Source organism: Paenibacillus cookii (assembly GCF_018333375.1).
Lineage (GTDB): Bacteria > Bacillota > Bacilli > Paenibacillales > Paenibacillaceae > Paenibacillus_AQ > Paenibacillus_AQ cookii.
In genome coordinates this window covers 1-13,738 of record NZ_BORW01000042.1, presented here as the reverse complement: position 1 = coordinate 13,738, position 13,738 = coordinate 1, and the positions used below count along the sequence as shown (strand labels likewise).

The 13,738-nt window shown below is 49.7% G+C and carries 7 protein-coding genes, 11 tRNA genes and 2 rRNA genes; all 20 read right to left on the bottom strand.

Annotation, left to right across the window (positions count from 1 at the left end; all coding sequences use genetic code 11):
* Positions 1-162 precede the first annotated feature (162 nt).
* Positions 163-1,995: a glutamine--fructose-6-phosphate transaminase (isomerizing) gene (gene glmS, locus KI367_RS23940; RefSeq protein WP_212952485.1), complete on the bottom strand. Its 1,833-nt coding sequence runs from the start codon at positions 1,993-1,995 to the stop codon at positions 163-165.
* 649 nt (positions 1,996-2,644) lie between these two features.
* The gene (gene glmM / locus KI367_RS23935) at positions 2,645-3,985 is read right to left on the bottom strand and encodes a phosphoglucosamine mutase (RefSeq protein WP_212952483.1); all 1,341 of its coding nucleotides are present in this window, start codon (positions 3,983-3,985) and stop codon (positions 2,645-2,647) included.
* 181 nt (positions 3,986-4,166) lie between these two features.
* Entirely contained in the window at positions 4,167-5,582 is a 1,416-nt protein-coding gene (locus KI367_RS23930) for a CdaR family protein (protein WP_212952481.1), read from the bottom strand.
* Positions 5,575-6,405: a diadenylate cyclase CdaA gene (cdaA, locus tag KI367_RS23925; RefSeq protein ID WP_212952479.1), complete on the bottom strand. Its 831-nt coding sequence runs from the start codon at positions 6,403-6,405 to the stop codon at positions 5,575-5,577. The genes KI367_RS23930 and cdaA overlap by 8 nt, the downstream gene beginning before the upstream one ends.
* A gap of 201 nt (positions 6,406-6,606) precedes the next feature.
* Positions 6,607-7,221, bottom strand: a complete 615-nt coding sequence (locus tag KI367_RS23920) for a zf-HC2 domain-containing protein (protein ID WP_212952477.1) — start codon at positions 7,219-7,221, stop codon at positions 6,607-6,609.
* 121 nt (positions 7,222-7,342) lie between these two features.
* Entirely contained in the window at positions 7,343-7,909 is a 567-nt protein-coding gene (sigW, locus tag KI367_RS23915; RefSeq protein ID WP_212952475.1) for an RNA polymerase sigma factor SigW, read from the bottom strand.
* A 217-nt stretch (positions 7,910-8,126) separates the two neighbouring features.
* Positions 8,127-10,922 carry a phosphoenolpyruvate carboxylase gene (gene ppc, locus KI367_RS23910; protein WP_212952473.1) on the bottom strand — a complete coding sequence of 932 codons (2,796 nt, stop codon included), beginning with the start codon at positions 10,920-10,922 and terminating at the stop codon, positions 8,127-8,129.
* 646 nt (positions 10,923-11,568) lie between these two features.
* Positions 11,569-11,642: transfer RNA gene (locus tag KI367_RS23905), tRNA-Gly, on the bottom strand.
* A gap of 18 nt (positions 11,643-11,660) precedes the next feature.
* Positions 11,661-11,734, bottom strand: a tRNA-Pro gene (locus KI367_RS23900).
* A 14-nt stretch (positions 11,735-11,748) separates the two neighbouring features.
* Positions 11,749-11,825, bottom strand: a tRNA-Arg gene (locus KI367_RS23895).
* A gap of 8 nt (positions 11,826-11,833) precedes the next feature.
* Positions 11,834-11,908, bottom strand: a tRNA-Gly gene (locus KI367_RS23890).
* A 7-nt stretch (positions 11,909-11,915) separates the two neighbouring features.
* A tRNA-Leu gene (locus tag KI367_RS23885) sits at positions 11,916-11,999 on the bottom strand.
* Between the two features lie 743 nt (positions 12,000-12,742).
* A tRNA-Lys gene (locus KI367_RS23880) sits at positions 12,743-12,815 on the bottom strand.
* A 26-nt stretch (positions 12,816-12,841) separates the two neighbouring features.
* A tRNA-Gln gene (locus KI367_RS23875) sits at positions 12,842-12,916 on the bottom strand.
* Between the two features lie 51 nt (positions 12,917-12,967).
* A tRNA-Val gene (locus KI367_RS23870) sits at positions 12,968-13,043 on the bottom strand.
* A gap of 27 nt (positions 13,044-13,070) precedes the next feature.
* Positions 13,071-13,145: transfer RNA gene (locus KI367_RS23865), tRNA-Glu, on the bottom strand.
* A 14-nt stretch (positions 13,146-13,159) separates the two neighbouring features.
* Positions 13,160-13,235: transfer RNA gene (locus KI367_RS23860), tRNA-Thr, on the bottom strand.
* A gap of 3 nt (positions 13,236-13,238) precedes the next feature.
* Positions 13,239-13,314: transfer RNA gene (locus KI367_RS23855), tRNA-Asn, on the bottom strand.
* Positions 13,315-13,321: 7 nt separating this feature from the next.
* Positions 13,322-13,438: ribosomal RNA gene (gene rrf / locus KI367_RS23850) — 5S ribosomal RNA — on the bottom strand.
* A gap of 181 nt (positions 13,439-13,619) precedes the next feature.
* Positions 13,620-13,738: ribosomal RNA gene (locus tag KI367_RS23845) — 23S ribosomal RNA — on the bottom strand; the annotation flags it as partial.

Genomic DNA, 13,738 nt, shown 5'->3' with positions numbered 1-13,738 from the left:
TCATGCTCATGATGTCTGTTTTATCGGAGTAAATGCTGAAGCACCCAGCAGTCTAATACTTTATTTACTCAGTCTAAAACTTTATTTTCACGGTCTAACACTTTATTTTTCAGTCTAATACTTTATTTTCACTGAACAGCAATGTCGTTTCGTCTTGATTCCTTACTCCACCGTCACGCTTTTCGCCAAATTCCGCGGCTTATCCACGTCGTTTCCTCTCGCGAGGGAAGCGTAGTAGGACAGCAGCTGCAGCGGTACGACCGACAGGGCCGGCGTCAGCAGCGGCAAGGTTTTAGGAATGGCGAAGGCCTGGTTCACGGACTTGAGAAGGCTTGCGACATGCTCCTCGTGCGTAATCGCCATAATGTCGGCGCCGCGTGCGCTGACTTCCTTGATGTTGCTCACCGTTTTTTCAAGAACGGCTTCCTGGGTTGCCAGGGCAATCACCGGAATGCCTTCCTCGATCAAGGCCAGCGTGCCGTGTTTCAGTTCACCGGCCGCATACGCTTCGGAATGGATGTAGGAAATCTCTTTCAGCTTCAAAGAGCCTTCCTGTGCCACCGCATAATCCAATCCCCGTCCGATAAAGAATAAGTGCTCATGCTTGGAGATCTGTTCTGCATAGGCTTTGATCGCATCCGGTTTCTCCAGCATGCTTTCGAGCTGCTCAGGCAGCGCCTGCATGGCGGCGATAATGCGTGCAACCTCTTCCGGCGTTTGCGTGCCGCGCACCTCCGCCAGGTAGAGAGCCAACAGGTAAAAAGCGATCAATTGGGAAGTATATGCTTTGGTCGAAGCGACGGCAATTTCCGGTCCGGCCAGAGTTACGATGACGTCATCCGCATCCCGGGCAATGGAGCTGCCGACCACGTTCGTAATGGCAAGCACATGTGCCCCGTGGGATTGCGCTTCGCGCAAAGCGGCCAGCGTATCCGCCGTTTCGCCCGATTGGCTGACTACAATAACCAGCGTATCTTTCGTCACGATCGGCGAACGGTAACGGTATTCGGAAGCGACATCCGTTTCGACCGGAATCCGTACCAACGATTCGATGGCATGGCGTCCGACAAGACCGGCATGGTATGCCGTGCCGCAAGCAACGATTTGGATTTTGCTGATGCCTTTGATTTGCTCCGGCGTCAGCTTCAGCTCAGGCAGAACGACTTTTTTGCCGGATTCGTCGATCCGTCCGCGCATCGTGTCGCGATATGCCTTCGGCTGCTCATGAATCTCTTTAAGCATAAAATGCTCAAAGCCGCCTTTTTCCGCAGTAACGGCATCCCAGTCGACATGAATCATTTCCCGAGAAATAAAATTCCCTTCAATCGTCATCAATTCGACAGAGTCCTTCGTCAAAACGGCCATCTCGCCGTCGTTCAAAATATACACGTTGCGCGTATATTGCAGAATCGCCGGAATGTCCGAACCGATAAAATTCTCGCCTTCCCCGATCCCGATAATAAGCGGGCTGGCCTGACGAACGGCAACCAGCTTATTCGGCTCGTATTCGGTCAATACGCCCAACGCAAACGCGCCGCGCATTTGGGAAATCGCTTTTTGTACGGCTTTGACAATATCGCCTTGGTATTCACGCGCAATCAGATGGGAAATGACTTCCGTATCGGTTTCCGACACAAAATGATGTCCTTCCGCGATCAGCTCATCCTTCAGTTCCAAATAATTTTCGACGATTCCGTTATGCACGACCGAAAATTTATGGCTGTTGTCCGTATGAGGATGTGAGTTGGCGTCCGAAGGTTTGCCATGGGTAGCCCAGCGTGTATGTCCGATCCCTGCGCTTCCCACCAGCGGCGTTTCCTCCAGCTTCGACTCCAGATTCGCGATCCGGCCCTTAGCCTTGGCAATTTGCAATCCCTGATCGGTAAAAACCGCAATTCCCGCGGAATCATAACCGCGATATTCCAGCTTTTTCAATCCCTCGATCAATACTTCCTGCGTATTCTTTTGACCAATATATCCGACAATACCACACATAATCTATTTTCCTCCGTTCACTTCTCCAAATTGGGTTTTAGAGAGCATACGGGAACAAACCGTGCGGCATGTGCCAAATGTACGGGAAAACAAACTTTGTATGAAGTTTACAAGGTACGATTTCACGAATGTACATCCGGCTGCTGCCGCTTCATTAGGTTCTCATGCCCGCACACTCATGAAAATGATGATTTTCTCTTTCACCCACCGGAAGCGTTGTGTGAACGGTCGCCCATTCATTTTCCGTTTTCGGTTTACGGCTTTGGTGAATCACCGGAAGGTCCCCGCCGAATCATTCGAACACCTTCACCTCGTCAACTTGGTGCTTCGCGAATCAAGCCGTCTGCCGGCCCGATTCTTTCTCCGTACAAAACCCAAGTTCTGGCGCTTTAATGGATAAACCTCACGATCCTCGCTTTCTATTTCGGAATGACCTTTGTTTCTCAACCCGCTTGTCGTTTTTGTGATGGTTCGACAAACGTAGTTTTAATTATATTCATACCGACCCGCTTTTGCAATCCGGCATCATTCCCATGCTTTATTGCATCTTCCCTGTTCACCCTATATGAAAGCCGATGAAACCTGAACTTTAGTTTCACCGGCCCATGATGAAAGTTCCTGTGTTTACTGTAAAAATAAATCCGAGGTCTTACGCAAGTTCCCGTTTCACGACGTCAACGATTTGGCTGACGTATTGATCCAGTTGGTCCTTATCCGGACCTTCGGCCATTACGCGGATCAAAGATTCCGTGCCCGAAGGGCGAACCAAAACGCGGCCGTTGTCGCCGAGGATGCCTTCCACTTCCTTGATCGCGGATTCGATTGCCGCGTTCCCTTCGTATTTGCTTTTGTCTTCCACGCGCACGTTGACGAGCACCTGCGGATATTTGCGCATCATCGTTCTGAGCTCGCTCAATTTTTTGCCGGAGCCCGCCACAATGTCGACGAGTTGAATCGCCGTTAGTATGCCATCCCCGGTCGTGTTATAGTCTAGGAAAATAACGTGGCCGGACTGTTCGCCGCCCAGGTTATATCCGCCTTTGCGCATCTCTTCCATCACGTAACGGTCGCCTACGGCGGTCTTTGCCGTGTTCAGGCCCAGCTGTTCGGCAGCTTTGTAAAAACCGATGTTGCTCATGACCGTCGACACGATCGTACCTTTGTTCAGCTTGCCTTGTTTGTTGAGCGCATCCCCGCAAATGCAAAGGATAAAGTCGCCGTCGACTTCCTCTCCTTCGTTGTCGATGGCGATCAGACGGTCCGCATCCCCGTCGAATGCAAGGCCAAGGTCGGCTTTGGTTGCCAGAACCGTTTCTCTAAGCTTTTCCGGATGCGTCGAGCCGCATTGGTCGTTGATGTTCAAGCCGTTCGGCTCCGCGCCGATTTTGATGACTTCGGCACCCAGTTCTTCAAACAGCTTCGGCGCCAGTTCGTAGGCCGCTCCATTCGCGCAGTCCAGCACGATTTTCATGCCTTTGAAGCTGTGGCTGATCGTGGATTTCAAATAGTCCAAATATTTATATTTCGAATCGTTGTCGACAATGACGTTGCCGAGATCTTTCCCGATCGGGCGTGGCAGCTCGTCGGTTTCGGCATCCATCAAAGCTTCGATTTTGAGCTCCGTCTCATCGGAGAGCTTAAATCCGTCCCCGCCAAAAAACTTGATGCCGTTATCCTGCACCGGATTGTGCGAAGCGGAAATCATGACGCCCGCGTCGGCTTTCAGCAATCTCGTAATGTAGGCAACCGCAGGCGTCGTAACGACGCCAAGACGGACGACATGCGCTCCGATCGAGAGCAGGCCCGCTACCAAGGCGGATTCGAGCATCACGCCGGATACGCGGGTATCCATGCCAATCACGACCGTCGGCTTCTCTACATCGCCCGTGAGCACATAACCGCCGCAGCGGCCGATGCTGTATGCCATTTCAGCCGTCAGTTCCTTGTTTGCGACACCGCGTACGCCGTCAGTTCCAAAATATTTCCCCATGTTCCTTCTCCTTTTCGAAAACTATGCTTTAAATCAAACTTTAAAATTCTCATTTCAGTCCATTCTCGGAAGTCATTATCACTTTAGCGGCGTCGAACTAAAGCAGGGTTCTCCTCGATCCCCGATCCGTACTATTCCTTTTAGAGACCCCATTCATATGATCTTTAGTTCCGAAATAACGTTAGTTGTTTTCGGTTTCGCCCGTTTCGTTGGTGCTGCCGTCCGGAGGATTATCGGTTGAGGAAGAGGAGTCCGGCGGCAATGGCTCCTCCGTTTTCTCGTTGGTTTGGGTTCCGGCATCATTTCCCGGCTCCTTTCCCTTATCGTCGGTTCCGGGATCAGGATGGGTAACGGCAGGCTTCGATTTATCTTTAATTTCAACCGTCGCGGTCAGAGGCGTCCCCGGATCCGCTCGGGAAACATACCGAGGGAGAATCACTTGCAGCGTCACCTCGTGGGTTCCCGGGCTCAGTCCGTCGATGCTTGCGATGAGTTGGATGTCGTTTTTCGTCAGACTATCCAGCAAGCCGGGAGCTCCGTTGAGCGCCAATGACATCGTTTTGCTCGCCGGGTTCACGATGTCGGCCGATAATCCGCCCGCGTTATCGTTTTTGATCATGATCGGGATATCGTCTATGACTCGCTGCGAATTGGAAACCGTCGTAATTTCCACCTGCAGGGAGCTAGGCTCGATTTTCTCAAAACCCGGCGGCGGCGTCAAGTCCACAGGAAGAACTACCGTTCCGGCTGCGGTGATCTTGCTTAGATCCACGTTGATTTCGCTGTAGGACTTTATTCCCGCCAATTCATCCTGCGGGCCGTACAGCTTCACTTTGGTCGCGCTAGGCAGTGCTTTGGAAATAACAAGCCCCTCCGGTAGTTTCCCGATATATTGCAGTTCGATCGGCACTTCCTTATAAGGAGGCGATATGACGATATCCACCGTTACGGAGGACGGTTCAAGCACGGCGCCTTGGATTTCCTGACCCTGCTTGTCATAGGCCGCCAGCTTTACCCGTTTTTCCTTCAGGGTGCCGTCTTCGCCGTCGATGGAAACGGAGCCCTGCACCTTTGCGACTTCGCGAAGCTCGCTTTCGGGGAGCGTCACCTTCACGGTTGCTGGCTGCGGCGTAATCTGCCCAAGCGTATACCCTTCTGCAGGCGTGCCTTTGGTCACGATCGTAACCGGGAACGTCGCCGTATTTCTTTCTTCAATATTGACGGTTACCGTGGAAGGCTGAATGTTGACAAGTTCCAACCCTTTGGGAAGATCCACGCTCAAAGGCAATGTGCTGGTCCCCACCTTGGCTTTCGACAGATCCAGCCGGATTTTGTATTCATCGGAAAACGCCGAGATCAAATCCATCTTTTTTCCTTTGATTTCAATGCGAACCCGATCCGTATCCATCGCGCTTAAGATGTATTTTTTCTCGTCCAATCCAAAAGGCTGGACCTTGACGTTTTCGATGATTCTCGTATCGAATTTGGCGGTTGGGGTCGGGGTGTCGTTGTTCCAGTGAACCATGCTCCATAACAATACGCTGACCGCCAGCGCCAACACTTTGGCGAAAGTGTTGTTATTGATCCATTTATTCATGTTTATCCGTCCCCTTCCGGCGCCAGAACATCGGGCGTTTGTCTTTAGGGGTTGAGTTCGGGCGGAGCTCCTCATACAGCTTCGAGATCAAGGACTCTTCCTTGATGTCGCGAACGACTTGTCCATTGATCGCAAGCGAAATTTGGCCCGTTTCTTCGGACACGACGACCGACACCGCGTCCCCGACCTCGCTGATCCCGATCGCTGCACGGTGCCGCGTACCGAGTTCCTTGCTGATAAAAGGATTCTCCGAAAGCGGCAGGTAGCACGCGGCGGCGGCAATCTGGTTGTTTTGGATGATGACGGCTCCATCATGTAGAGGGGTATTCGGGATAAAAATGTTGATGAGCAGCTGCGAACTGACCATCGACTGCATCGGAATGCCTGACTCGGTGTATTCGTTAAGTCCCGTCTGCCGCTCAAAAACGATTAACGCGCCTATTTTTCTACGCGCTAAATAATTCACGGCTTTAATGACTTCCCCGATCAGTTTGTTGAACTCCTCGTCTTCCGCCGATGATCGGCCGAAGATCTTTCCCCGGCCCAGCTGTTCCAGCGCCCGCCGCAGCTCCGGCTGGAAGATGATGAAGATGGCGAAAATGCCGAAGTTAAAAATCTGGTTCATCAGCCATCGCAGCGTAAACAGATCGAACCACGTGCTTAATGCCCATATAATCACGAGAACCAGGATCCCCTTCAAAAGCTGAACGGCCCTGGTACCTCTGACGAGTAGAATGACCTGATAAATGATGTAGGTAACGATAGCGATATCGATAATATCTTTAATGGATTCTTTCCATGTCAGATCCGTAAAATAATTCATACTTAGGCCCCCGTACTACCCCTTGAATGTAAAATGGGTCTCTATGTAATATACTTTCCCCTATATCTTCTAGGTTATAACGATCAAGTGCAGGTTGCAAGCGGCGCAAGCTCCGGATTGGATGCATTTAAACATTTTTCCAGCAAAAAGGCGCCTTCTTTCTGTAAAGAGGCGCCATCAATGTTCAGTTCCAGCATGGTTTTAACGGTAGGCGACATCGGAAAACGCGTTTGTAATTTTATACCACAGCCAATCCAAAGCCTGGTCAATGTTTTTGACCTTTCCGGAAATATGCGCCGTTGAAGCTTGGTATAAAGATCCGTCGATGACTGTCAGATTCCCGTTCACTTCACCGTAAATTTTCGTTTTTCCGTTTTCCACCGTCAAATTGCCGGCGATGCTTTTTCCTTCGGGGACTATTACCGTGTCTCCTTCAATGACGACTTGATCCAGGTCATTCCCCTTCACTACCAACTGCGAGTCCTGGTCCCAGAAACTGACGGAGCTGATGAACATCACGATCAGAAAAATCGCCGCAGCCGTCACCGCAGGATGTCTCCGAATCCATCCCAGCCAAGGCTGCTGTTTCTTTTCCTGAGGCAACGCGCTCATGATCCGCTGGGTCAGCTCAAGAGGTGCAGACGGGGCATGATGGGACAAGGAAAACATCAGCATATCCGTCTGTTCCAGCTCTTTAAACTGCATCCGACAAGCAGGGCAGGACAACAAATGGGCCTTTAGCTCCATCTGCTGTTCCTTGGACAAGTCGTCATCTAGGTAGTCATGCATTAAAGAGACGGCCAAGTTGCATTCCATATGAGCCAATCCTTTCATTCAAGTAGATGTATTCGAACCCTTTTCTGCCGAAGGGCACAAGACTTGTTTAATTTGTAATACGTAGGGCCGTTTATAATGTTTCAATAAAAAAACAGGAAAATTACATTTTGGGCTCCAGTTTTTTGCGCAAAAATTCCCGTCCCCGGTGTACCCGCGTTTTAATGGTTGTTACAGGCATGCCAAGAACGTCGCTGATTTCCTGCAAGGACAAGTCCTGCAAATACCTGAGTATCATGACCGACTTATATTTGGCCGGAAGCGAGTCGATCGCCTGATAGATGATCTGCTGCGTCTCCGATAACAACGCTTCGCTTTCGGGCGTGCGGTTATCGCTTGGGATCATCGAATAACCATCCATGCCTTCCTGATCGTTCATTTCCGCATCCAGCGAATACGTCGGTTTTTTCTTCCGCAAACGGTCAATGCATAAGTTGGTTGCGATCCGGTAGATCCAGGTCGAAAACTTTTGGTTCTGGTCATAACGGTCCAGGTTTCGGTACACGCGCAAAAAAGTCTCCTGAACGATATCCTCCGCCTCATGGCGGTTGCTCAGCATCCTGTAGGCCAAATGGTATATTTTATCTTTGTAGAGCTCCACAATTTCGGCAAATGCGCGCTGATCCCCTTTCAGGGCCAGCTTGGTCAACCTATTTTCTATATTATCCACCAATGAATTCCCCCAGACTTGCTGATGGGTAACGAGCTTTTTTTCACATCATTCAAATCGTAATTCAACTCCCTGCAAAATGCAAGACAACTTTGTAAAGATATACAAAGAGGTTGTTGCCAAACAAAAAAGGAAAGCCGAGGTTCAACGAATTGAATCCCGGCTTTCCAAAAATAAGGCATCATGAATGCGTCTTACGGATCAGTTCAGCGGCACATCAGCCCGTATTCCGGAGACCTGCGGCAATGCCGTTGATGGTGAGAAGCACCTCGCGGAGCAGCTCGGCGTCGTCCTCATCTTTCTCGCGAAGGCCGCGAAGCTCGCTCAGAAGCTGCACCTGAAGATAGCTGAGCGGATCGACGTACGGATTGCGCAAACGAATGGATTCCTGGATGACAGGAACATTGTCCAGGATTTCCTTTTGCCCGGTGATTTTCAGGATCAGATCCGAAGTCAGCTTAAATTCCTCTTCAATTAATTTGAAGATCCGCTGACGGGCTTCTTCGTTTTTGGACATATTCGCGTATTCATGGGCAATCACCATGTCCGCCTTGGCGATGGCCATTTGAAGAGAATCGATCAAGGAAGTGAAAAACGAGAATTTCTCGTACATTTCCTGCATGATTTTCAGGTTCTCTTCTTTATTTTGATAAAAGCTTTGGAGCCCCGTTCCCGCAGCATACCATGCCGGCAGCAGGAAACGGCTTTGCGTCCAGGAAAATACCCACGGAATCGCGCGCAGATCCTCGAAACGGTCGCTGTTTTTCCGTTTGGAAGGACGGGAGCCGATATTCAGCTCTCCCACCTCCGGCAGCGGCGTCGACTCCTTGAAGAAGGTTAGGAAGTCCGGATCGCGGAAGATGAGATCCTGGTACTTTTTACGGGATACCTCCGACATCTCTTTGACGATGTTATCCCAATACGCTTCGCGCTCGTCATCTTCCTGCGGAGCACGTTTGTTGATCGCCGCGGTGATCAAAGCCGACGTTGCCTGTTCCAAACTGCGGTACGCAATCCCTTTGAGGGAATAACGGGACGAAATGACTTCGCCTTGTTCCGTGATTTTGATGCCGCCGCCAATCGTGGAAGCCGGCTGAGCGAGGATCGAACGGTTGAGCGGCATGCCGCCGCGTCCAAGCGCGCCGCCGCGTCCGTGGAAGAACTTCAGCTTGATTCCCGCCTCATTGGCAACCTTCGTAAGTTCCTTCAAGGCTACGCGCAGCTCATAGTTTGCGGTGACGGCTCCCCCGTCTTTGTTGCTGTCGGAGTAACCGAGCATGATTTCCTGCAGATCGTTTCTTGCCTTAATGCTCTCACGATAGATCGGCAGCTTAAACAATCGGTTCATGATGGCCGGAGCGGCATGAAGGTCCTCGATCGTCTCAAACAGCGGTACGGCCTGCAGCGTGCAGTGCACGGTACCGTCGGCGTTTTGGCGGAACAATCCGACCTCTTTGGCGAATACCATGACCTCCATGATGTCGCTTGCGCCTTCGGCCATGCTGATCAAATAGCTCGTGATGCAATGTTTGCCGTATTCCTGCTGGGCCTTATAGACCGTGCGGAACACGTCAAGGCACTCTTTCGTGCTTGCGCTGTATTGATGATAATTGGACGTAATCGGTCTAGGCTCGCTAAGCAGCTGGGCCAAAAGCGATATTTTTTCCTCTTCGGACAATTTCGAATAATCCGGCGTGACGTTAATCTGCGCCAAAATCTCTTTCATCGCATTTTCATGCTCTTGGCTGTGCTGGCGGATATCCAAAGCAGCCGTATGGAACCCAAACAGCTCAACCTGCCGTATTAATTTTTGTATATAAGTATCGGCGACGTAATCGGCATAGTGGAAACGCAAGCTACGGTCGATGATTTTCAAATCCTCGATAAAATCGAGCGGCGTGCCGTATGCTTGATGCGTTCCCTTTTTGCTGTCGTCCAGAACATTGCTGATTTTCTCCATCATGTAAACGAGTTTGATCCGGTAAGGCTCTTTTTCGTTATGCCAAATGGTCCGTCTCGTAATTTCGACAAGTTCGCGGTCGTCGGCAATCGACTTCAGAAGCTCGCCCGACACATCCACGATCGAAGTGCTGAAGCTCAAATATTGCATGTACTCGTTCAAAATCCGCTGATACTCGCGAATGGCCAGCTTACGCTGCAAGCGCAGCGTCTCCCAAGTAATCTCGGCCGTCACGGACGGGTTTCCGTCGCGGTCGCCGCCGATCCAGGAACCGAAACGCAGGTACGTAGGCACGTGCCAGTTATGGCCTGGGTAGTACTTGTTCAAGCAGCGCTCCAGCTCCTGATATACTTCAGGAAGCACGTGGAACAGCGTTTCGTGGAAATAATACATGCCGTTTCTGACTTCATCCAGAACCGTCGGCTTGCCCGCTCTCAGTTCGTCCGTTTGCCACAGCGTAATGACTTCGTTCAGCAGCTTTTCACGGAGCTGTTCCCGTTCACGGAAAGTAAGAGTCGGATTATCCAGCAGCATGACATCCTCGGAGATCCGTTTATGAATATCGAGAATGGCTCTGCGCATCGCTTCCGTCGGGTGTGCGGTCATAACCAGCTCAAGCGAAAGGCTTTCGATGATCTCCTGCACTTCCTCGTACGTGAACCTGCGATCCTTTAGGTCCTGAACGGCGCTTTCGATCGAGCCGGGCTGTACCGTTTCCCCTGCCGACCGTTCATAATCGCGTTTGCGGCGAATCCGGTGATTCTGCTCGGCAATGTTGACCAATTGGAAATAGATCGCAAAGGCCCGGATGACCTGATGGCGAATGTCCGGTTCAAGCGTTTTGATGATTTGTTTGAAATCTTCATACAATTCAGGCAAAAACACAGAGCGTAATGACTTGCTGGTCTCGCGAATCTTTTCAACAATATCCAGAAGCTCGTTGCCGCCCTGATGGACAAGCACTTCGCCGAGAATGTTTCCCAAGAAACGTACATCACGCCGCAGAAGGTTGTTTGAATTGCTTTTGTTTGCGGTTACCGTAAGTTCAGTCATGCTACTCCTCCCATTCCATTCCGTTTGTATTGCTCTCTCTTAGCTATGCTTTTTAAACATCATACAACAAAACACATCGAAAATCTGCACTTTTCTGCGATAAAGCGAAAATTTATTATGTAAATTATTAAAAAGGACAGTGCATTTATATGCAGAAATAAAACATGCCGTTTCAAGCATTGACTTTGATAATAAAGAACAGTAATTGCCTCCCTTGATAATAACCATTCCTATTTCCGGGTATTTATTCAGCGGGCTTTTATGACGCCCAACAATTTCCTAGGCTTGCGGGGACCAAAGCCTGATTGGATACAAGCTTGCCGACGATATAGTTCTCTATAATGAGTAATGGATTTTCGGCTCGGGACTAGACCTATTTTTCGAGAACATCGTAAAAGGATGGCATTCGTTGAGGAGATGCTTAGGGAGGATGAAGGGTCCACTCGATTTATTTACCCCAAAAAGGGCCGTTCTGAAACTGCAAAAGTTAAGCATCCTGTTGAGGAAGAAAAATAATCGACGCGCGTCCTGATCGGGTGATCACGAAGATGCCTGCAGAGGCGGCCCCCTATGCACAAGCTCCCTTCCTCACAAATCTCCATATAACAAAAAAAACGCCCTTCGGCGTGTTTGTTTTAAATCTATATGGAGCGGGTGATGGGAATCGAACCCACGCTACCAGCTTGGAAGGCTGGAGTTCTACCATTGAACTACACCCGCATATACGGAATGAAAATATCGGGATGACACGATTCGAACATGCGACCCCCTGGTCCCAAACCAGGTGCTCTACCAAGCTGAGCTACATCCCGATATGACATGAAAATGGCGCGCCCTAAGAGATTCGAACTCCTGACCTTTTGATTCGTAGTCAAACGCTCTATCCAGCTGAGCTAAGGGCGCATCTATAATGGAGCGGACGACGGGAATCGAACCCGCGACCCTCGCCTTGGCAAGGCGATGCTCTACCGCTGAGCCACGTCCGCATATTCATGGTGCGCGTGGAGGGACTTGAACCCCCACGTCAAAGACGCTAGATCCTAAGTCTAGTGCGTCTGCCAATTCCGCCACACGCGCAAATCTTCGACTGAATCGTCGCTGTTTGCATCGTGATTCGGCTTGTTTTATCAAACCGTATCTCGTAGCGACAAGAATGATCTTACCATACATCTCAATAAAGAGTCAAGCATTTTTATAAAATATTTTTTGGGATTTTAAAAACGAACCCTATCCCTTTTTCTTTAGCTCAATAAACCATGGATATTCAGGCTTCTCCTCGTTTACGATGCATGATTCTTTCCCTTTATGAATCAGATTCAAGTCATTCAACGGTAACCACATTCATTCCCATAATGAAGGGAAATTTAAACCTAGAATGGAGTTCATCAAGCCATGACGATGCGTTCACATATCATGGATAATGATGGCCAGGGATGGCCTTCCAAACGCAAATGATATGAGTATATTGGGATCATCTTCATAACACCGAATAAAACCGCCCTATGACCTTTAAACTTGCTGACTGTTATCTTATCCATACAGAGCCACGAAATCCGCGTATAACCCCATATTTCCTTTGAGAAGCATCGAAGTATTACCTGTGCCCCAAAAACGCGTTCAAGCCAAAAATAAGGCCCTATAAGTGCCTTTAACCGTAGCGGATAACGAAATTGCTCTCATCCATTTTATTGGCTTTGTATAGGGGCGTATAGACCTTCTGATGCGACCCATGAGATCAAACATTCCATTGTCAAGAACTCCCCGATAAAACAAAAAAACCATCTATTTTCCATAGATAGCCTCTAAATCCTATATAAGAGTGAGCCATGAAGGACTCGAACCTTCGACACCCTGATTAAAAGTCAGGTGCTCTACCAACTGAGCTAATGGCTCCCAACAAAAATGCATAAATAAGAAAATGGCTGGGGATATAGGATTCGAACCTATGCATGACGGAGTCAAAGTCCGTTGCCTTACCGCTTGGCTAATCCCCAACAATCGATAAGTATATCTTGTCCATTTTTCAAACCAATTATGAAAAATCATGGTGGAGGCTGAGGGGATCGAACCCCCGACCCTCTGCTTGTAAGGCAGATGCTCTCCCAGCTGAGCTAAGCCTCCCTGAGATTATGTATAAAAAATAATAAGTGGTGACCCGTAGGGGATTCGAACCCCTGTTACCTCCGTGAAAGGGAGGTGTCTTAACCCCTTGACCAACGGGCCACTTAGAAAAGAAATGGAGCTCTCAACCGGGATCGAACCGGTGACCTCATCCTTACCATGGATGCACTCTACCTACTGAGCTATGAGAGCAAATGGCTCCCCGAACAGGACTCGAACCTGTGACAACTCGATTAACAGTCGAGTGCTCTACCGACTGAGCTATCAGGGAATGTACCGCTTGGCAGCGTCCTACTCTCCCAGGACCCTTCGGTCCAAGTACCATCGGCGCTGGAGGGCTTAACGGTCGTGTTCGGGATGGGTACGCGTGGAACCCCTCCGCTATCGCCACCAAACGATTCAAGTGGTTTGATCACCTGAAAACTAGATACGAAACGTTTTGCGTTTTATTTTCCGTAGCATTACCCGGTTTTTGTTCCGGGCCCCGCCAAAGTACTCGGAATCAGCTACGAGGCTGTTCTTCACTTTGGTGGGTTTGTTCATGCTTCCGTAGCGAGCTTTACTTCGTAAAGCTTTTAGGATAAGCCCTCGACCGATTAGTATTGGTCAGCTCCATGCATTGCTGCACTTCCACCTCCAACCTATCTACCTCGTCGTCTTCAAGGGGTCTTACATACTGGGAAATCTCATCTTGA